18 protein-coding genes are annotated in these 19,260 nt (G+C 70.6%); 7 read left to right on the top strand and 11 right to left on the bottom strand.

All coding sequences use genetic code 11. The annotated features are described in order from the left end of the window. Window positions 1–7: 7 nt before the first annotated feature. Genes AB5I40_RS27010 through AB5I40_RS26995 form a run of 4 tightly spaced genes read right to left on the bottom strand, consistent with a single transcriptional unit; the run spans window position 8 to window position 2,310 of the window. Window positions 8–1,021, bottom strand: coding sequence for a serine aminopeptidase domain-containing protein (locus tag AB5I40_RS27010; RefSeq protein ID WP_370932822.1), 1,014 nt, complete (start codon window positions 1,019–1,021; stop codon window positions 8–10). A 4-nt stretch (window positions 1,022–1,025) separates the two neighbouring features. Beyond that, the gene (locus AB5I40_RS27005) at window positions 1,026–1,376 is read right to left on the bottom strand and encodes a hypothetical protein (protein ID WP_354735803.1); all 351 of its coding nucleotides are present in this window, start codon (window positions 1,374–1,376) and stop codon (window positions 1,026–1,028) included. Window positions 1,377–1,389: 13 nt separating this feature from the next. Next, window positions 1,390–1,890, bottom strand: a complete 501-nt coding sequence (locus AB5I40_RS27000) for a TetR/AcrR family transcriptional regulator (RefSeq protein WP_370932820.1) — start codon at window positions 1,888–1,890, stop codon at window positions 1,390–1,392. A gap of 60 nt (window positions 1,891–1,950) precedes the next feature. Continuing rightward, the gene (locus AB5I40_RS26995; RefSeq protein WP_370932819.1) at window positions 1,951–2,310 is read right to left on the bottom strand and encodes an ArsR/SmtB family transcription factor; all 360 of its coding nucleotides are present in this window, start codon (window positions 2,308–2,310) and stop codon (window positions 1,951–1,953) included. Window positions 2,311–2,391: 81 nt separating this feature from the next. On the opposite strand from AB5I40_RS26995, the gene AB5I40_RS26990 reads away from it, so the two are divergent. Then, window positions 2,392–3,570, top strand: a complete 1,179-nt coding sequence (locus tag AB5I40_RS26990) for an MFS transporter (protein ID WP_370932817.1) — start codon at window positions 2,392–2,394, stop codon at window positions 3,568–3,570. A 3-nt stretch (window positions 3,571–3,573) separates the two neighbouring features. On the opposite strand, the gene AB5I40_RS26985 is transcribed toward AB5I40_RS26990, so the two are convergent. Continuing rightward, window positions 3,574–4,107, bottom strand: coding sequence for a YciI family protein (locus AB5I40_RS26985; RefSeq protein ID WP_370932815.1), 534 nt, complete (start codon window positions 4,105–4,107; stop codon window positions 3,574–3,576). 103 nt (window positions 4,108–4,210) lie between these two features. On the opposite strand from AB5I40_RS26985, the gene AB5I40_RS26980 reads away from it, so the two are divergent. Further along, a complete protein-coding gene (locus AB5I40_RS26980; protein ID WP_370932814.1) occupies window positions 4,211–4,990 on the top strand; it encodes a dioxygenase in 780 nt (259 codons plus the stop codon). An 82-nt stretch (window positions 4,991–5,072) separates the two neighbouring features. Here the strand turns inward: AB5I40_RS26980 and AB5I40_RS26975 are convergent, their stop codons facing one another. Then, window positions 5,073–8,210: a PE-PGRS family protein gene (locus AB5I40_RS26975; protein WP_370932813.1), complete on the bottom strand. Its 3,138-nt coding sequence runs from the start codon at window positions 8,208–8,210 to the stop codon at window positions 5,073–5,075. Window positions 8,211–8,401: 191 nt separating this feature from the next. Then, window positions 8,402–9,436 (bottom strand): hypothetical protein, encoded by a 1,035-nt coding sequence (locus AB5I40_RS26970; protein ID WP_370932811.1) that lies wholly within the window; start codon window positions 9,434–9,436, stop codon window positions 8,402–8,404. A gap of 300 nt (window positions 9,437–9,736) precedes the next feature. Here AB5I40_RS26970 and AB5I40_RS26965 point away from each other — a divergent pair, with 300 nt between their 5' ends. From AB5I40_RS26965 to AB5I40_RS26955, 3 genes are read left to right on the top strand one after another with little or no spacing between them, the layout of a single operon-like run. Beyond that, entirely contained in the window at window positions 9,737–10,981 is a 1,245-nt protein-coding gene (locus tag AB5I40_RS26965) for an AI-2E family transporter (protein ID WP_370932810.1), read from the top strand. Then, window positions 10,978–12,114 (top strand): MacS family sensor histidine kinase, encoded by a 1,137-nt coding sequence (gene macS / locus AB5I40_RS26960; RefSeq protein WP_370932808.1) that lies wholly within the window; start codon window positions 10,978–10,980, stop codon window positions 12,112–12,114. The genes AB5I40_RS26965 and macS overlap by 4 nt, the downstream gene beginning before the upstream one ends. Next, the gene (locus tag AB5I40_RS26955) at window positions 12,111–12,767 is read left to right on the top strand and encodes a response regulator (protein WP_370932807.1); all 657 of its coding nucleotides are present in this window, start codon (window positions 12,111–12,113) and stop codon (window positions 12,765–12,767) included. Before macS ends, AB5I40_RS26955 begins: the two co-directional genes overlap by 4 nt. A 9-nt stretch (window positions 12,768–12,776) precedes the next feature. On the opposite strand, the gene AB5I40_RS26950 is transcribed toward AB5I40_RS26955, so the two are convergent. Continuing rightward, window positions 12,777–13,670, bottom strand: a complete 894-nt coding sequence (locus AB5I40_RS26950; protein ID WP_370932805.1) for a hypothetical protein — start codon at window positions 13,668–13,670, stop codon at window positions 12,777–12,779. Window positions 13,671–13,901: 231 nt separating this feature from the next. Between AB5I40_RS26950 and AB5I40_RS26945 the strand changes: the two genes are divergently transcribed. Beyond that, on the top strand, window positions 13,902–14,564 hold the full coding sequence (locus AB5I40_RS26945) for a DUF1707 domain-containing protein (RefSeq protein WP_370932803.1): 663 nt from the start codon (window positions 13,902–13,904) through the stop codon (window positions 14,562–14,564). Window positions 14,565–14,622: 58 nt separating this feature from the next. On the opposite strand, the gene ptsP is transcribed toward AB5I40_RS26945, so the two are convergent. Both ptsP and AB5I40_RS26935 read right to left on the bottom strand, forming a co-directional pair. Next, the gene (ptsP, locus tag AB5I40_RS26940) at window positions 14,623–16,296 is read right to left on the bottom strand and encodes a phosphoenolpyruvate--protein phosphotransferase (RefSeq protein WP_370932802.1); all 1,674 of its coding nucleotides are present in this window, start codon (window positions 16,294–16,296) and stop codon (window positions 14,623–14,625) included. 192 nt (window positions 16,297–16,488) lie between these two features. Beyond that, window positions 16,489–17,361 (bottom strand): ribokinase, encoded by an 873-nt coding sequence (locus AB5I40_RS26935; RefSeq protein WP_370932800.1) that lies wholly within the window; start codon window positions 17,359–17,361, stop codon window positions 16,489–16,491. Window positions 17,362–17,702: 341 nt separating this feature from the next. On the opposite strand from AB5I40_RS26935, the gene AB5I40_RS26930 reads away from it, so the two are divergent. Next, a complete protein-coding gene (locus tag AB5I40_RS26930) occupies window positions 17,703–18,440 on the top strand; it encodes a TetR/AcrR family transcriptional regulator (RefSeq protein WP_370932799.1) in 738 nt (245 codons plus the stop codon). On the opposite strand, the gene AB5I40_RS26925 is transcribed toward AB5I40_RS26930, so the two are convergent. Beyond that, window positions 18,437–19,174, bottom strand: coding sequence for a 3-oxoacyl-ACP reductase family protein (locus AB5I40_RS26925; RefSeq protein WP_037364182.1), 738 nt, complete (start codon window positions 19,172–19,174; stop codon window positions 18,437–18,439). The genes AB5I40_RS26930 and AB5I40_RS26925 overlap by 4 nt on opposite strands. Window positions 19,175–19,260 lie beyond the last annotated feature (86 nt).

The following is a 19,260-nucleotide window of genomic DNA, read 5'->3' as shown; positions in this document are numbered from 1 at the left end:
GTTCGCGTCAGCATCGCGCGAATCGGTGCAGCGCTTCGAGCGCGGCCGGGGCGAGGGTGTCCGGGTGGTCGGCGTCGTGCAGCAGGTGGTCCACTCCCGGCAGCGGCATCCGGCCTGGTCCGCTGACGTGCGCGTGGCGTAGCGCGGCGGTCAAGGCGTCCGTTGTGGCGCAAGGGACTTGGGCGTCGGCAGTGCCGCAGGTCAGCAGTACCCGGGTCCCCGGTCGCAGGGCCGCTGCGGTGTCCGGCGGGTAGACGGCGTCGTCGCTGTCCACGAAGCGGCTGTTCTGTCCTTGGAAGGCCTTGAAGAGTTGCGCGACGGCGGGCGGCAGGCCGGTGGGGTCGACCGGTCGGTGTGCGCGCAGGGCGGTGACGGCGGCGTCGATCGCCGTGTCGATTGTGTGCTGCTGTTCCAGGGCGAGCTGGCCCTGCGCGACAGCCTCGGCGATCTGGGCGTGCAGTTGCAGCGCGACCAGGTCCAGCAGGCGGATCGCCTGCGGCTGCAGCAGGGCCAGGCCGGTCGGGCGTGGGTGGGCGGTGCCGCCGAGCAGCAGTGCGGTCATCGCGCCTTCGCTGTGCCCGACGACCGTCAGCGCGTGCGGGTTGGTCTCCGGCTGGTCGCGCAACGTCTCGTAGGCGGCCTTCGCCTGCCGGACGAACGCTGGATAGTCGAGCTGTTCCGGGTGGTCGCGATAAGCGCCGAGCCCGGTGCGGCCGGTGCCGTACTTGTCGAACCGCAGCGTGGCGACTCGGTCGTGGTCGAGCGCGTCGGCGACCTGCGCCAAGGTATTCGGGGACGCGTGCGATTGGTTGCCGTCGCGATCGGTGGGTCCGCTGCCGGGCAACAGCAATGCGGCGCGCAGCCGTTGCCCGGTGTGATGCGCGGGAACGTGCAGGGTGCCGTACGTCGTCGTCCCGTCGACGGTGAAGACGATCTCGCGGTCGGCGGCGGGCACGAGGCTGACCGGGGCGGCGGTCACGCCGGCCAACGACAGCACGACAGCCGTGAGGTGGGTGAACATCGGCTCACCGCAAGGCGTTCTCGACCAGCGCGACGGTCGCGCGGGGATCGTCGACCTGGACGACCAGGCGGGCGTAGCGCTCGTCGGCTAGTTCGAGCACCACGGCCTTCGACGGGTCCTTGACGTCCCAGAAGACCTTTTCGCCGTCGAGGTGGAACGTACCCGCCGTGATCACGCCGGGCACGTGTGCGCCCGGCGCGCGGATTCCCTTGGGGTCAGCGGCGATGCCGGGATCCGCAGTCGCGCCGCGGACGTGGTCCAGCGGGATGGTCAGGCTGCTCTTGAAGGCCCACAGTTTGTCGAGACCTTCGATCACGACAACGAGGTCGTCGCCGTCGATGGAGACCAGTGCCATGGCTGTTTCCTTGTCAGTTAAGGGGATCGAGGTGATGAGTCAGCGCGGCGGCGGCACCGTCGGGGTTGCCGCGCAGGCGTAGGCCCAGTGCGGCCGCCGTGAGTGCGGCGGCCAGTTCGGTGGAGATGTCGAGCGCGTCGGCGATTGCCTGGTCGAGCGAGGCCAAGGCTGCAGCCACTTCGGCGGCTACTTCCTCGTCGGCCGGTGCTCGTTCGACCACCGCGAGCAGGAGCAGACCAAGGTCGGCCGAACCAACCAATCGCAGCACGGTCGCGGAATCTGTTGCCGCGGCGAGTGCTTGGGCCAAGGGACGGACGTCATCGGCGAGGTGGCGGCGCAGCGCGACCAGGTAGAGGCCGCGTTTGCTGCCGAACGTCTTGTACAAGCTGTTGCGGTGCACGCCGAGGTGGGTGACGAGGTCGTCGACAGAAACTCCGTCGTACGCGCGGCCACCGAACAACCCCACGGCGGCGCGCACCACCTCGTCCTCGTCGAACGCCCTTCGCCTGCCCATGGCTCGACTATAGAATTTTGGGGAACGATCAGTCAAGAACGATCGTTCCCCAAAAGTGCGCTAAGAAGCGGGCTGCCACTCCGCGACCAGGTCCAGCAGTCCGGGGAAGCGCGCGTTGAGGTCCTCGATGCGCACCCGGCTGCGGCGTTCCAGCCCGTATTGCCGCTGCCGCAGGACACCTGCCTCGCGCAAAGCCTTGAAGTGGTGGGTCAGCGACGATTTCGGGCGGTCGAACCCGAACCAGCCGCACGGATGGTCGTAAGCCTCGCGTTCCAGCAGCAGTTTTCGCACGATCGTCAGCCGCAACGGGTCGCTCAATGCGCCTAGGACGGTTTCCAGCCGGAGGTCTTCCCGAGCCGGTTCGGGCAGCGGCGACGGGAGGTCGGCGGGCGGGGCATCCGGATTGGTCACCGAGGGCATGCCCACATTCAACCACTCCAGTACGAGATTAGTCGAACTGCTGCTAGGTTCTAGTTCGACTAATCTCGTACTGGAGGATCCATGGCCGTCGTCGCACCCTCGCGGGTCGGTAGTCCTTGGCTTGCCGCTTGGCCGGTCACCGCGGTGTTCGTGCTTTCGAACGCGCCGACCCCGCTGTACGTGCTGTGGCAGCACCGGCTCGGGTTCTCCGCTGGCACGCTGACGGTGATCTTCGCGGCCTACATCGCCGGATTGCTGGCCGCGCTGCTCGTCGCGGGGCGCGCGTCGGATCGACTCGGGCGTAAACCCGTTGTGTTGCCTGGGGTTTTGCTCGCGCTGATCGCTTGCGGGTTGTTCGCCGTCGCGACGTCGGTGCTCGCGTTGGCGATCGCTCGGTTGCTGGCCGGGATCGCGGTCGGCATCACGGTGTCGGCGGGGATGGCGGCGGTGGTCGACGTCGGCGGGCCTGGACGCGCGCGGACCTCGACGCTCGCGGCGTCTACCGCGATGGTGTTCGGGGCCGGGCTTGGGCCGCTGCTGGCCGGGGCGCTGTCGGAAACTTTGCCTGGGCCGACGGTGACGATCTTCGCGGTTTCGGCGGTGCTGCTGCTCAGTGCGGGAGTCGTGGTTATCCGGCTGCCGTTGCGGCGTCCGGTCGATTCCGGTGCGGGCGGCTGGGTGCGGGTTCCTTCGGTGCCGAAGGCACAGCGCAAGTACGTCGCGCTCGGGATCGCGGTTTTCGCGCCGGGGATCACGTCGACGTCGTTTGTGCTTTCCCTTGGACCGGCCCTGCTGGCCAACGTGCTCGGCACCAGCAATCGCCTGCTCGCCGGCGCGACCGCGTTCGTCATGTTCGGTGCGGCGACTGCGGTTCAGTTCGCGGCGAAGCGGCTCGAGGTCCATGCCATCCTGCTGACTGGCGCAGTGGCGGGAGTCGCCTGCATGGCCGCGTTGCTGGTCGCCGTGCACGCGCAGTGGATCGCGGCCATCGTCGTGACCGCGGTGCTCGCGGGAGCCGCGCAGGGACTCGGCCAACTCGGCGGGCTCACCCTGATCAGCACCCACGTGCCCGAGCGAAGGCGTGCCGAAGCCAACGCTCTGCTCAACTTCGGCGGCTACCTCCCGGCGGCACTGCTGCCGGTCGGCACCGGATACCTCAGTGACGCCCTCGGAATCGCTACTGGCTCAACGGTTTTCGCCGCGGTTCTCGTACTTGCCGCACTGACAGCTGCCGGAATCGTGTTGCGGTCTGCCCGCTGACGATCAGGGACGGCCGCCTGGTTGCCAGTCGTGCACCTCGATCGCGGCATAGCGTTCCGCGGTAAGGATTCCGCGCGCCGCGTCGGCGTCGGCGGCTTGCACCAGCGCCGCGGTGCCGAGCCAGGCGGCGCCGTCGTCGGACCACAGCGGGCCGTAGGCGATCAAGGACTCCGTGGCGGACGGCTCGAGGTCGACGGCGGGGCCGGAACCCAAGCCCAGCACCAAATACAGGCCAGCCGCCTCCGGATCGCCGGGGAATTCCCACATAGTGCGGCCGAGAGCGTTGTCCCAGCGGCGAATCAGGACGTCCCGGTAGGCACCGGCCTGGTAATTCGGTTCGGCGAAAGCGAATTCGCGGACGGCGGCGGCATCCGAAAGGTCGACGATGTGCACGCTGCCGGTCGGAGTGTCGCCGTCTAGCGTTGGGCCGCGGGCGATCAACTCGAAACCGTCCATATAGGACCAATGCGCTTCGATCAGCTCGGCGCGCAACGCGGCGGAGCCGGGGCGGTCGCGGTGATAGCAGAAGAACTCCACCGGGTGAGTCTGCCGCATCCAGCGGGCCGCCGAGGACGAATTCGCCAAGTCCGCGAACCAGGCGTACGGTTGTAGTTGAACTTTCAAACAACCGGAGGCAGTCATGGCGAACCGCACGCCGGTCCTGTACCTGAGCCACGGTGCGCCGCCGCTCGCCGACGACGCGACATGGACCCGGCAGCTCGCCGGATGGTCCGCTGACCTGGCCAAACCTCGCGCGATCCTGGTCGTTTCGGCGCACTGGGAAGAAGCTCCGCTGACACTCGGGGCGACCACGACGGTCCCGCTTGTCTACGACTTCTGGGGCTTCCCCGAGCGCTACTACCAGGTCAAATACGCCGCACCGGGCGCTCCGGAGCTGGCCGCGCAGGTGCGCAAGCTGCTGCATTCGACCGAAACCCCGGTGCACGACGCCCCGGACCGCGGCCTCGACCACGGCGCGTACGTCCCGCTGGTGGAGATGTTCCCCGACGCCGACGTCCCGGTGCTGCAGATTTCCATGCCCTCGCTCGACCCGCGGGCGCTCTACGACCTCGGCCGCAAGCTCGCGCCGCTGCGCGACGAGGGCGTGCTGATCATCGGCAGCGGATTCTTCACCCACAACCTCCGCGCGATGCAGGAAGTCAACGGCGCCAACGGAACTCCGCCGGGGTGGTCCGCGGAATTCGACCACTGGGGCGAGGAGGTGCTGCGCGACCGCGACCTCGACGCGTTGCTCGACTTCCAGCACAAGGCACCCGCCGCCGCGATGGCGCACCCGCGGATCGAGCACTTCGCGCCGCTGTTCGTGTCGCTCGGCGCCAGCTCGGCCGAGGGCGAAGGCCGCACGGTGATCGACGGTTTCTGGCACGGCCTGGCGAAGCGGTCGCTCGAATTCTCCTGACCCAGCACAAAAAACGGGCCCGGAAGCACACGGCTTCCGGGCCCGTCCGAGGTTATCCCCGGCTCGCTTCAGGCGAAGCGGTTCACTTCTTGAAGATGCCGGTCACCTTCGCGGCCAGCTTCTGGAACGCACCCAGCGGGCCGGTCGCGTCACCGATCGCCGGCACGGCCGGAGCGGTCGGCACGGCGGTCGGCAGCGTCGTCGGGGCGCCCGGAACGGCGGGCACCGCGGCGAAGGCGGGCAGCTGGCCCAGCGTCGGCAGCGAGGTCTTCACCGGCAGCTGAGCGGGAACGGCCGGCACCGCCGGAACGTCCGCGCGCTCGGCGCCCGCACCCGGCAGAGCCGGAACGCCGGGCAGACCCGGAACCGACGGAGCCGACGGCAGGTGGATGCCGTTCTGCAGCCCGGAAACCGAAGGCAGCGCCGAAGCGCCCTTCAGCTGGTTGAGCTGGTTCAGCGCGGACAGTCCGCTGACCTGCGGCACGTCGGCACGCTGGGCGCCCGGCAGGGCCGGGGCGGGCAGCGTGGTGGCGGTGGGCAGGCTGCCCAGGCCCGGCAGAGCCGGAGCAGACGGCAGCGACGGCGCGGCCGAGGAACCGCCCGGCAGACCCGGCATGGCGGGCAGCGCGGGGAGCTGGTCGGCGCCCATCTCGCCGCCGATCGGCACGTCGATGGCGGGCGGCTCTTCGACGTCGGTCGAGTTGGGGGCCTGCGCGGTAGCCACGCCGAGCACCTCCAGCGGCACGCCGAAGACCTGCACCAGCGCACCCAGCGGGTGGTAGTAGTCGAAGCCGGAGAGGGCTTCGCCGGTGCCGTCGGTGCTGGTCGCGTCGTTGCCGTCGGTCACGTCGGTGACGTTGTCGCCCACCGCGTGCGCCACGCCGCCCACGGCGACCCCGTCGCCGAAGACCTGCGCCACAGCCGGGACCGGGAGGTCCAGGATGTCGCCCGAGATCGAACCCTCGGTGCCCGAGGTGGTGTCCTTGCCCGCGTCGGTGACGACGGTGTTGTTCATGGCGTCGCCCGAGGACACGCCCGCCGCGGAAACCGCGTCGCCGAAGACCTGCGCGACCGGAGCCGCGTCCGCGCCGACGATGTCGCCCGCGACCGCGCCGCCGTCGCCGTCGGTGAGGGCGTCGCCGCCCGCCGTCGAGGTGACGTCGTTGGTGGCGGTGCCGTGGCCGATCGCGCCCCCGGCGACCCCGTCGCCGAAGATCGTGCCCGCACCGGCGATCGGAGCCTTGACGATGTTGCCGGCGAGCGCGCCGTCCTTGCCGTCGGCGCTGGCGTTGCCGCCCGCCTTCGAGTCGGTCAGGTTGTCCGCCATGCCGGTGCCGATGCCGGCGACCGAGCCGCCGACGCCGTGGCCCTGAACCGGCAGCGAAACCGGAGCCTCGACGAGGTTGCCCGCGCCCGCGCCCTTCGCTCCGGTCGCGTGCACGTCGTTGCCCGCGGTGGAGGTGGTGTCGTTGCTGGACTTGCCGTGGCCCTGGCCGACGAACGAGCCGCCGATGCCGAACAGCTGCACCGGGGTGGACAGCGGCGCGGTGGCGAGGTTCGAGCTGAGGAAGCCGTTGTCGTCAGCGGTGTTGCCGCCGCCGCCCGCCTTCACGACCTTGGTCTCGGAGCCGTCGGCCGAGCCCTGCCCGATGAACGAGCCGCCCACGCCGAAGACCTCGGCCGGCGCGGCCACCGGGACCTGCACGATGTTGCCCGAGCCCGACGAGTCGTTGCCCTGGCTGCCGTCGTAGTTGCCCGCGGTGACGGTCTTGGTCTCGGTCGAGGTGCCCGAGGCGTTGCCGATGTGGCTGCCGCCGATGCCGTGCACCTCGGGGGCGCCCGCCACCTGGGTGTTGACGATGTTGCCGGTCAGCGTGGAGCCGTTGCCGCGGGTGTAGCTGCCGTCGCCGGACGTCGCGGTGGTGGTGTTGTCGCAGTTGGCGACCGCGCGGCCGATGTAGGTGCCGCCGACGCCGCACGCCTCGACCGGGAGCGCCACTGCCGGGTCGACCACGTTGGCCGAGCCGGCGGCGTCGTTGCCGCTCGTCTTCACGAAGCCGCCGGAGGTGGCGGTGGTTTCGTGGGTGGAGGACGAGGCCTGGCGGTCGAGCGCCTGGCCGGTGGTGGCGTTGCCGATCCACGAACCGGCGACCGACGCGACGTTCGCGACCGGGCTGGCCTGCGCGGCGGCGGCGTTGCCGGACAGGAACGACTGGTCCCCGTCGGTCTCGAGGTAGGTCGGGGTGCCGTTCAGGCTGCCCGGACGGGTGTCGCCCGCCTTGGCGTCGGCCGAGGAGCTGGAGGTGGAGTCCGCGTCCGAGCCCCACACGCCGCCGGCGTTGCCGTTGAACTTGACCGGCAGCGCGATCGGCGCGCCGACCACGTTGCCGCTGCCCGCGGCGCCCTTGCCGTTCGACTTCATCGAACCGCCGGAGGTGGCGGTGGTGTCGGCGTTGTACCCGCCGCTGTAGGCGTTGCCGAGGATCCAGGACGCGGCGTTGCCGGTCACCTGGACCGGAGTCGCGAACTGGCCGCCGACGACGTTGCCGGACAGGCCGGAGCCCTTGCCGGTGGTGTCGACGTTGCCGGTCTCGGTGGTGCTCTGGTGCGCCGAACCGCCGTGCACCGCGCCGCTGCCGCCGGCCAGGCCGACGCCGTTGCCCGCGATCTGCACCGGGAGCGCGTAGTCGAGCGCCACGACGTTGCCCGCGATGCCCGAGTACTTGCCGTCGGTCGCGACGTCCTGGTTGTGGCTGTAGGTCTGGCTGTGGTCGCCGCCCTGCACGTGCGCGTCGCCGATGACGCCCACCGCGTTGTCCACGATCTGGATCGGGACGACGACGTCGCCGTTGACCTTGTTGCCCTTGAACGCGTCGTGGGTCGGCGTGATCTGCCGGGGCGCGTCCGTCTTCGGGAGGCTGTCGGTCAGGCTGCCCGCGGAGCCGCCGGGCGTCTTCGCCGAGGCGAGCGCTCCCTTGACGGCGGAGGTGACGGGCTTGGTGCTGATCTCGTTGTGGTGCGCCGGCAGGTCGACCTGCCCGAGCGGGGTGCCGATCGCGTTGTTGGCTTCGTCGATCGGGACGGTGACGTTGAGATCCAGCGGGGAGGCCGGGGTGTCCGGGTTCACGTTCTCGTCGGCCGAGGCGATGCCGGTGCCCAGCATCAGCAACCCACCCGTGACCAACGCGGTCTGGAGTCCGCGCTTTGCCCAGGTCTGCATGGGATTTTTCTCCTTCATATCGGGGTCCCTTGCGGGTTCGTGGCGGTGCTCCTGTGTCTCAGGAATGCACCGGGGAATGCGTGCGCGGAAATTGCGCAGCGCGCGAAAAACCCGCGGGATATCTGTCGATGACGGCAACGGCACACAAAAGGTGTCCGTGGGTGCGTCAAAGACCCCGCGGGTGAAGTGGATCAGTCAGGAGTGACGCCGGGCTGCTCGCCCGGGGTGCGCGGCGTGTGCGCGAGGCCGGTGCGGGTCGAACCCGCCACGGCGTTGTCGACGGCGGCGACGACCCAGGAGGGGACGCCGAAGTTCAGTCCGTCGAGGTGTCCGCCGGGCGCGGTGCTGCCACCGGCCGGGGAGTTCGGGATGGAAAGCGGCGCGGCGGGAAGCTGCGCCGGGGAGAACGGCGCGCCGGGCAGGCCGCGGTCGCCGCCGTGGTGCTTCGCGGGCAGTTCGACGCCCTGCACCGGGTCGACGGATTGCGCGTCCATCGACGGGAAGACCGACTGCAGTGCGTCGGACGTGGTCATCGCCGCGGCACCGAGGTTCTGGTCCGCCTCGGCGGGCTGCTCGGGAATGCCCGGCGCGGGCACCTGCTCGGACCCGGGGGCCGGAGCGGAAGGCAGTTTCGGCAGGTCGACCAGGTTCGAGGGAGCGCTCGGGTCGAGCAGATCCCACAGCTTCCGGCCGAAATCCTGCGCGGCGGGCGGCGGGGTGGTCGCGTCGGCGATCACCTGGCGCGCGTCCTGCGGCTTGCGCGCGATGTGCTCGAGCGAGCCGAGCGTGCGCTCCACCGGCTTGACGACCGCGTGCTGGCCGAGGTCGCTGACCGCGGTGCTGACCTTTCCGGCGGCCTCCTGGCCACTGGCGAGATCGTCGCGGTGCGGACTGCCGAGCTGGCTGAGCGAGCAGGTGGGCCGCGCCGTGCCTGGTTCAGACCACGTGGTGGCACCCTGGCCGCACGACGAAAGCCCTTGTGCCGCACCGGTGACGTCGCCCGCGAACCGGGCCGCGCCGTCGGTGACGTCGCCGATTCCGGCGGCCGTCGCGTCGGTGACCGGCGTGACGCTCGCGTCGACCGTGTCCGCCGAAGCGGCGGACGAGGAGACGGTCCACGCGGCCGCGGTCGCCGCGAGCGCGCCGCCGACGACGAACAACGCACGCGACGCGAGACGGCCGAAGCGCGTCGCGCCCCGCCTCTCGTGCACAGCGTCGTTCGTCACAGGTGATTTCTCCTCAAGGGGTAAAAATTGATTTCGGTTTTCGGGCGGAACGGCACAGTTCCGCGGTGGTGCAAAACCGAGACAACCAAATTTCCGGCCCGCCGCGCATCCTTGACACGGCTTGATGCCACCATCGTGTGAACAACACAGAGTGTGGCCGGGTCTCACGATGGGTCATCCTCGGAGAAGACGGCCGGTTACTCCCGAGTCGGTTCGCGCGGCACCGGCGAAGCGGTGATTCGCGTCGGCGGCTGGGCGATCCGCCCGGTTTTCGTCGACAGGGCCGATACGGTTGTCCCCGTGAGCCAGCCTGGGCGCGGACAACGCGAACAACCGTCCCTTTCCGAACCAGTCGCCGATGTCACCGGCTTCATCCCGCGCGGACTGCGCGTGTCCGCCGCGCTGTCGTGGCGGTTCATCGTGGTGATCGCCGCGCTGTACGCAGTGGTGTGGCTGCTGGGCTATCTCGCGTCGGTCGTGGTGCCGGTGTCGATCGCGCTGCTGCTTTCGGCGCTGCTGGCCCCCGCGGTGTCGCGGCTCGTGCAGATCCGCTTTCCGCGCGGGCTCGCCACGGCGATCGTGCTCGTGGCCGGGCTCGCCGTGCTCGGCGGACTGCTGACCTTCGTGATCACCCAGTTCTCCAGCGGCCTTCCCGAACTGCAGCAACAGCTGACCACGAGCCTCAACCAGATCAAGGACTGGCTCATCAACGGTCCGCTGCACCTGCGCCAGGAGCAGATCCAGGACTTCATCAACCAGGCCATCGGCTTCCTGCAGAACAACCAGGCGTCGATCACCACCACCGCGCTGACCACCGCGGGCACCGTCGGCGAGATCCTCACCGGCTTCGTGCTGACGCTCTTCGTCACGATCTTCTTCCTCGCCGGCGGCGACGGCATCTGGTCGTTCCTGGTGCGCGGCGTGCCGACGCGGGTGCGTTCGCGGGTGGACGTGGCGGGACGGCGCGGGTTCGCGTCGCTGGTCAGCTACATCCGCGCGACGGCGGCGGTAGCCGTGGTCGACGCGGTCGGCATCGGCATCGGGCTGTGGATCGTCGGCGTGCCGCTGGTGATCCCGCTGGCGACGCTGGTGTTCCTCGGCGCGTTCATCCCGATCATCGGCGCGCTGATCACCGGCGGCGTCGCGGTGCTGATCGCGCTCGTGTCGAAGGGCATCATCGGCGCGGTGGTCGTGCTGGCCATCGTGATCGGCGTGATGCAGCTGGAAAGCCATGTGCTGCAGCCGTTGCTGCTCGGCCGCGCGGTGCGGCTGCATCCGCTCGCGGTGGTGCTCGCGATCGCCACCGGCCTGGTCGCCGCGGGCATCGCGGGCGCGCTGCTCGCGGTGCCGCTGCTGGCCGTGCTCAACTCCGGGGTCCGGTCGCTGCTGCACGAACACGATCCCGATCCGGCGACCGTCGACGCGCTGCACAGCAAGGCCGCGTACCCGAACGACGCGCCGGACCGCGACGACGGCAAGAAGCCGGGCAAGTCCGGCAAGGACAAGAAAGACGAGGACGCCGGCTCCGGCGAAGACGAGAAGTGACTGTTCGATCCGTCCGAGACCCGGTGGCACCGCTGTGGCGCGGTGTCGTGGTGCTGCGCGTCGTCACGTGGTTGTTCGCGCTGGCCGTGGCGATCGCGCACCACCCGGGCTTCCAGCGGCCGTGGCTGGCGTGGCTCGTCATCGGCGTGATGGCCGTGTGGTCTGTCGTGGCGAGTCTGGCGTACTTGCGCGAGAACGGACGGCACCGCTGGCTGGTGATCTTCGACCTCGTACTCACCACAGCGCTCTTGCTCACCTCTCCGTGGATCCTGTCGGACGCGCAGTTCGCCGACCCGACCACGCCGTTGATCACCACGGTGTGGGCAGCGGTAGCGCCGATCGCGGTGGCAACGCGCTTCGGCGCGCGCTTCGGCGTATCGGCGGGCCTCGTCGTGGCAGTAGGTACTGGTGTCGCACGCTGGCACGTCGACATCGACGTCATCCGTGACGGTGTGCTGTTGTGCGCGAGCGGCCTCCTTGTCGGCATGGCCGCGACGCTCGCGCGTAGCTCCGCCGAAGCGCTCGCGCGCGCCCTTCGCACCGAAGCAGCGACGGCCGAGCGTGAACGGCTCGCGCGCTCGATTCACGACAGCGTGCTTCAGGTTCTCGCGCGCGTACGGCGGCGCGGTCTCGAAGTAGGCGGCGAAGCAGCGGAGCTGGCGCGGCTCGCGGGGGAGCAGGAGATCGCGTTGCGCGCGTTGGTGACCAGCGAACCGACGCGCTCCGGCGACACCGCGGACCTCCGTTCGGCGTTGCAGCTGCTGTCGACCACGTCGGTGCAGGTCTCGACGCCGGCCGGAACGGTGAACCTGCCCGCGCACGTCACCGAGGAGCTCCTCGCGATCACCCGGGAAGCGCTGGCCAACGTGGAGAAACACGCTGGTCCGGACGCGCACGCCTGGGTGCTGCTGGAAGACCTCGGCGACGAGGTCGTGGTGAGCGTCCGCGACGACGGGCCGGGCATCGAGGGCGGCAGGCTGGAGCGAGCGGCGGCCGAGGGCCGGCTCGGGGTAGTGAAGTCGATTCGCGGCCGGGTGGCCGACCTCGGCGGGACCGCGGTGCTGGACAGCGCTCCCGGCCGGGGCACGGAGTGGGAAGTGCGGGTGCCAGCCACGATGAGGGACGGGCGATGACGGAACGGACGATCTCGGTGATGGTGGTCGACGACCACCCGATGTGGCGCGACGGCGTGGCCCGCGACCTCAGCGAGAACGGGTTCGAGGTGGCCGCGACCGCACCGGACGCCCCGGCGGCGCTCCGGATCGCGCGCGCGGTGCGCCCGGACGTGGTGCTGATGGACCTGAACCTCGGCGGCACGTCCGGCGTCGAGGCGACCCGCGAGATCACCGCGGCGGCGCCGGACACGCACGTGCTCGTGCTCTCGGCCAGCGGCGAGCACAGCGACGTGCTGGAAGCGGTGAAGGCGGGCGCCTCGGGCTACCTGGTGAAATCCGCTTCCGCGGCGGAGCTGGTGGACGCGGTGCGCCGCACGGCCGACGGCGATCCGGTGTTCACCGCCGGGCTGGCGGGCCTGGTGCTCGGCGAGTACCGGCGGATGGCCGATGTTCCGGACGGCGCGCCGGAACCGCCGCGCCTCACCGATCGGGAGACCGACGTACTCCGCCTGGTCGCGAAGGGGCTGACCGCGCGGCAGATCGCGGAGCGGCTTGTTCTCTCGCACCGGACCGTCGAAAACCACGTGCAGTCGACATTGCGGAAGCTTCAGCTGCACAACCGGGTCGAGCTGGCGCGCTACGCGATCGAACACGGGCTCGACGAGGACTGACCTCGAACGTCACGAGGTCGAGACCCCGGCCGCCTGCTGCGCCGGGGCGAGTTTCGCCTTCCCCAGCCGCCAGGCCGGTTCGCCCGGATGCCACGCCGCGACCACCCCGTCGTCGAGGACCAGGTCGCCCGCCTCCGTCCACTCCAGGCCGGAATGCTTCAGGTTTTCCGTCGAGTACGGCATCGACGGAGCCTGCTGCCAGGTGCCGTCGGTCAGGTTCAGCAGCCACAGATCGCGGGTCTGCGTGCCGGTTCCGGCGAACGACGGGGTGCCGAAATCCACCGCGGCGACGGTGCCGTCCCGGCTGGGCAGCACGGACGGATTGGGCTGCGGCACCGGCAGGGTCACCGGTTTCCGCGCTCCGCTGCGCAGGTCGAGCACGGTCAGATCAGTGAGGCCGCCGAGAAGGAGCCGGTCGCCGGCCGCGGCGAGGATGCGCGGCGACTGCTGCACGGTGCGCCCGGTGGCCGGGTCGATCAGGACGTCGACCGTCTCCGCGGTGCCGCCGCCGACGGTGATCAGCAACCCGTGCGACGTTTCCACCCGGACGAGCGTGTGGCACGACGCCACGGTGCCCCGGCCGAACGAGGCGCCGGTGAGCGCGACGTGTTCCAACCGGCAGAGGTCCGGTCCGTCCTCGCGGATCAGCCACACGCTGGCACCGTCCGCGCCCGGGGCCGCGCTCACCGCTTTGCCGAGCGACCGCGGAGTCGAAAGTCCCAGGTAGACGTACACCTCGGCCGGATCGCAGGCGGCCTGCGAGCAGATCGGCCCGGTCAGCACGACCGGGGTGTGGCCGACGCGCAGCACCGACACCGCACGCTGCCCGCCGGGAACGCCAGGCATCGCGGCGCGCACACCGGAGTCGGAGTCGAACACCGTCGGCGGCGACGTGGCCAGCAACAACTCGACGCCGATGCCGCCGGTGGCGACGCCGCCGTCGAGGCCGGTGGGCGGGGGTGTGGTCGGAGTCGGGCGCGCCGACGAGGTGACCGGAGCGGGTGCCGGAGCGCCGCTCGTGCAGGACGTCAGCAGACAGCAGGCCGCGACCAGGGCGACTGTTGCGCGGAGTACGGGTCCGTTCAGGGTTTTTCCCCGATCTGCCAGCGGAAATCGAGTTCTACCATCGAAGCCATGGCCGAGGAAGAGACGATCGCCGCGCAGCCCGCGACCGAGACCAAGCCGTTGACCGAGCGCGACATCCGGGTGTCCGACGACGAGCGCGAACACGTGGTCGGGGTGCTGCAGAAGGCCATCGGGCAGGGGATGCTCACCCTCGACGAGTTCACCGAACGCACCGACCAGGCGCTCGCGGCCCGCACCAGGGGCGAGCTCAACACCGTCCTCGCCGACCTGCCCGGGCTGGTCCATCCCGGCGCTGCCCCGCAGTACGCGCCGCTCCCCGAGCCGCCCGGCTACGGCCCGAACTACGGGCTCGGCAGGCGGCTCGAGCTCAACGCCAAGTACTCGTCACTACAGCGCAGCGGCCCGTGGCAGGTCCCGGCCGCGATGGTGGTGCGCAACAAGTACGGCAGCACCAAGCTCGACTTCACCGAGGCCCGCGTCGCCACCCCGGTGGTACAGATCGAACTCGACTCGAAGTGGGGTTCGGTCGAGCTGATCATCCCGCCGCACGCGGCGGTGGACTACAACTCGATCACCGAGATCAAGTTCGGTTCGCTCGACGACAAGACCGGCAGCAACGGCCGCGCGGGCACTCCGCGCTACGTGCTGACCGGCCGCATCCACGGAGGCTCGCTGGTCATCCGCCACCCTCGGCGGGGCATCTTCGGCTGACCAGCGTCCGGCGCCGGATCCGGTACCCCATCTCTCACCCGGATCCGGCGTCCCCTGCTTAGGCAACCGCCTCCGCGACGGCCTTGCGCGCGGCTGCCGGATCGGCGGTGGTCAGCGCCGCCGCCGCGATCTCGCGCGCCTGCTCCCGCGACACCGTCGCCAGGCTCGCGCCGACCGCGCGGACCGCCGGGGCGTTCATCGACAGACTGGTCAGGCCGAGCCCGGCCAGCACCAGTGCGAGCCTCGGGTCAGCCGCCGCTTCGCCGCACACGCCCGCCGGTTTGCCGGTCGCTTCCGCCGCGTCGCCGATCAGCTTCAGCAGGCGCAGCAATCCGGGCTGCCACGGGTCGTTCAGCTTCGCGACCGCGCCGAGCTGCCGGTCGGCGGCGAAGGTGTACTGGGCCAGATCGTTGGTGCCGACGGACACGAAATCGACCACGCCGAGGATTTCCCGCGCCAGCAGCGCGGCGGCGGGGATCTCGATCATCACGCCCGCCCGCGCGATCCCGGCGGCGCGCACGCGCTCGGCGAACCACGCGGCTTCCTCGACGGTGCCGACCATCGGGGCCATCACTGAAACTTCCGCGCCGGAATCCTCCGCCGCGCCCGCGATGGCTTCGAGCTGCCGGTCGAGCACCTCCGGCCGGTCGAACGCGATCCGCAGGCCGCGAACGCCGAGCGCCGGGTTGGGTTCGTCGTCCGGCGACAGGAACGCGAGCGGTTTGTCCGCGCCCGCGTCCAGCGTGCGCACGATGACCGGCTTGCCGCGGAACGGCGAAAGCACTGCGGCATAAGCTTTTCGCTGCTCTTCGACCGACGGCTCGGCCGGCGCGTCGAGGTAGCAGAACTCGGTGCGGAACAGCCCGACGCCCTCGGCACCCGCGTCGGCGGCGGCCTGGGCGTCGGCCGGGGAGCCGACGTTGCCGTACACCTTCACCCGGTGCCCGTCGGACAGTTCGCCGACGCCGTTCCACTCAGGCGGGCCGGAAGCGGCGGCGGTGACGATCGGCGCGGACGGGTCGACCGCCTCGATCGCGCCGGTGTCGCCGTCAACCGACAGCGCCTTCGCGTCGGAAGCCAGCAGCCCGCGCACCGCGACGACCGCCGGAATTCCCAGCGCCCGCGCGAGAATCGCGGTGTGGCTCGTCGGCCCGCCCTCCTCGGTGACCAGCGCGAGCACCTTCGCCGGGTCGAGCCCCGCGGTGTCGGCGGGCGCGAGGTCGCGGGCGACCAGCACGCTCGGCGACGCCAGCTCGGGCACCCCGGGCGGGGCGACGCCGAGCAGTTCGGCGACGAGCCGGTCGCGTACGTCCCGGACGTCGCGGACCCGCTCGGCCATGTATCCGCCAGCGGCCGCCAACGCGTCGGCGAAACCTTCGGCGGCCTGGTAGACGGCGCGGGCCGCGGGTAGGTTCCGCGCCGTCACCAGCTGTTGAGCCTGAGCGGCGAGCGCCGGGTCGGCGGCCATCGCGGCGGTCGTGATCAGGATCGTCGCGGCCTCCCCGGTCGCGGCCTCGGCCTGCGCCTCCAGCCGCGCGGCGACCGCCTGCGCGGCGGGCTCGATCCGGGCCGCCTCCGCCGCCGGGTCGTCCGGCGCGGGCGTGCTGGCGGGTTCCCCGAGCGGCTCGGCGACCCGCACGACGGGTCCGCTCGCGCGTCCGGGGCTCACCGCGACCCCGGTCAGCGAGGAACCGGCAGCGGACTCGGCCGGAGCGGCGGCACTCTCAGACATGGTCTAGACCATAGCTCACGCAGGCGGCGATCTGCCGGGGCGCCGCACCCGTTTCCCGATTTCGCACCCGTTCGACCACCGGACGCACCTCCTCGTGCCACCGCGCGCGGGCCAGTTCCGCGCGACCGGCCCCGCAAAGTCTGCCGGAAACCCCAGCCCTCCGCCGAGTCCGCGACCCGGCCCGGGGGTGAGTCAGTCCAGCTCGGCGGCGGTCGGATAGGACGGCTGAGCACCATGCCGAGTCACGGTCACCGCAGCCACCTTCACCGCCCGCTGAGCGGCTTCGACCAGGTCAGCGCCGTCGGCGAGAGCAGCGGCCAGCGCACCGGCGAACGCGTCGCCCGCGCCCGTCGTGTCGACCGCCTCGACCTTGGGCGACTCGACCGTTGTCGACTTGTCGCCCTCAATGACCGCCGCGCCCTTGGCCCCGAGGGTGACCACGGCCGCGCGCGGACCGAGTTCGAGCAGTTTGCGCGGGTCAGCGTCCTCGGAGCCGAGCAGGTAGGCGGCCTCGTGCTCGTTGACCAGCAGGACGTCCAGCGCGGCCAGCGTTTCCGGCGACACCTCGGCCGCCGGGGAGAGGTTCAGCAGCACTCGCACGCCTTTTTCGCGTGCCCGCACCACCGCACGTTCGATCGTCGGCAGCGGCACTTCCAGCGAGGCGACGAGCACACCGGTGCCGTCCAGCGCTTCGTCGGTGATGTCCCCGGGTTCCAGCGCGGAGTTCGCGCCGGGGGAGACGAGGATTGAGTTTTCCCCGTCCGGAGTCACGGTGATGTAGGCGATTCCGGTAGGCCGATCAACAGTACGAACGAATTGCGTATCGACACCCGCATTCGACAACGAATCCCGCAGCATTCGACCGTACGGATCGTCGCCGACCGCACCGAGCAACGCGACGTCCGCGCCGAGTTTTCCCGCCGCGACCGCGGTATTCGCGCCCTTGCCGCCCGGAGACAACGCGGTGTCGCCGCCCAGCACCGTCTCGCCGCCGCCGGGGCGCCGGTCGACCGGCACCACCAAATCGGCATTCGCGGACCCGACTACCAGTACCGCAGCACTCATGCCGCTACTCTGCCACGGCCCGTCCTTTCCGCCATCTGTGCCCGAAAGTGAAAGCGTTTGTAACTTTCTCGGCGCTCAGTGCGACAATCAGGCGGAACAGCGTCTGGCCGTCACTCGATCGGGGGATCCGTATCCCCCAGGCGTCACTTCTGCGGCGGCCTTCGCTCTTCTTCGAGCGTCACTGGCCTTGAGCCGATGACGTTGCCCCGACCGGAAGCGCACCGGGGAGGGCATCGGGTCGCCGGCGCCGATCACGTAGCCCCCCGAGTGATCGGCGTCGGCACCGACCCGATTCGCGCGCCAGCGCCTGAATCGGTGTCCAGACCACCTAGACTGCCCGAATGAGCAGCCCCACACGCAGGGGTCGCGCGCGAGCGGCTACCGAATCGGACATCCGCCGGACCGCGCGGAAACTGCTGGTAGGCCAGGGTCCGGAAGCCGTGACGCTGCGGGCCATCGCCCGGGAGCTGGGGATCACCGCACCGGCCCTGTACCGCTACTACGAATCCCGCGACGACCTGCTGGAGAACCTCCGCCTCGACGTCTGCACCGACCTCGCCGCCGAACTCGCCGAGGACATCGCGGAACTGAAGGACGAGGGCCTGCTGCAGCTGTTCCAGATCTGCAAAGGCTTCCGCCGCTGGGCGCTGACCCACACCAAGGAATTCACGCTGGTGTTCGCGTCGCCGACCGGGGCCACCGGCACCGCGACCGGCAGCGCGCTGCGCAGGCTGGACGAGCCGTTCGGCAAGATCTTCCTCGCCGCGGCCGGCCACGTGCTCGCCCAGCACGACCTGGTCATGCCGCCGAACGACGTAGTCCCGCCCGAACTCCGCGACGACCTCACCGCGTTCCAGCAGGACCTGCTGACGGTGCTCAAGGAGTCCGGGCGGGAAATCCCGTCGGAGAAGCTGGACCTCGGGCTCACCTACCTGATGATCACCTTCTGGGCGCGGCTCTACGGCCACGTCACCCTTGAGGTGTTCGGCAACTACCCGATCCCGGTGTCCAAGCCGGACGTGCTGTTCGAGGCCATGCTCACCGACCTCGCCCGCGACGTCGGCCTCTACAGCGATTAGGCCGCGTGGCCGCCGTCGACCGAAATGGTCGAGCCGGTCACGTACGCGCTGGCCGGCGAGGCGAGGAACGCCACCGTGTCGGCCACTTCCGCGGGCTTGCCGTACCGGCCGACCGCAGTCATCGACGCCTGGTCCGCTGCGTACGGGCCGTCGGCCGGGTTCATTTCCGTGTCGGTCGGCCCCGGGTGCACCAGGTTCACCGTCACGCCGTTCGCGGCCAGTTCGCGGGCCAGCGCCTTGGTCAGCCCGACCATCGCGGACTTGCTGACCGCGTACAGCACCATTCCCGGTCCCGGCACGCGATCGGTCACGCAGCTGCCGATCGTGATCACCCGGCCGCCCTCGCCGAGGTGCTTCGCCGCCGCCTTCGTCGCGGCCAAAACCCCGCGCACGTTCACCGCGAGCACGCGGTCGACGTCGTCCATCCCGGTCTGCTCCAGCGGTCCGACGAAACCGACGCCCGCGTTGTTGACCAGCACGTCCAGCCGCCCGAACTCGGCGACCGCCGCTTCCACCGCGGCTTCGACCGCCGCCGAATCGGCGTTGTCCGCACCGACCGCGAGCGCACGGCGGCCGAGCGCCTTGATCCGGTCGACCACTTCCGCCGCCTGCTCGGCGTTCACCGCGTAGGTGAGCACCACGTCCGCCCCAGCCTCGGCGAGCCGCAGTGCCGTCGCCGCACCGATTCCGCGGCTCCCACCAGTCACCAGCGCCACTTTGCCGTCGAGGTTCATGTCCGTCCTTTCCGTTTGTTTCGCTTTCAACCATCGAAGCGCCGGACGGCGGGCGAAGCTGGCGTCTTTCGGCCGTGGCGGTTCGA

The organism is Amycolatopsis sp. cg13 (genome assembly GCF_041346965.1).
GTDB lineage: Bacteria > Actinomycetota > Actinomycetes > Mycobacteriales > Pseudonocardiaceae > Amycolatopsis.
This window is presented reverse-complemented; position numbering and strand designations above follow the sequence as displayed.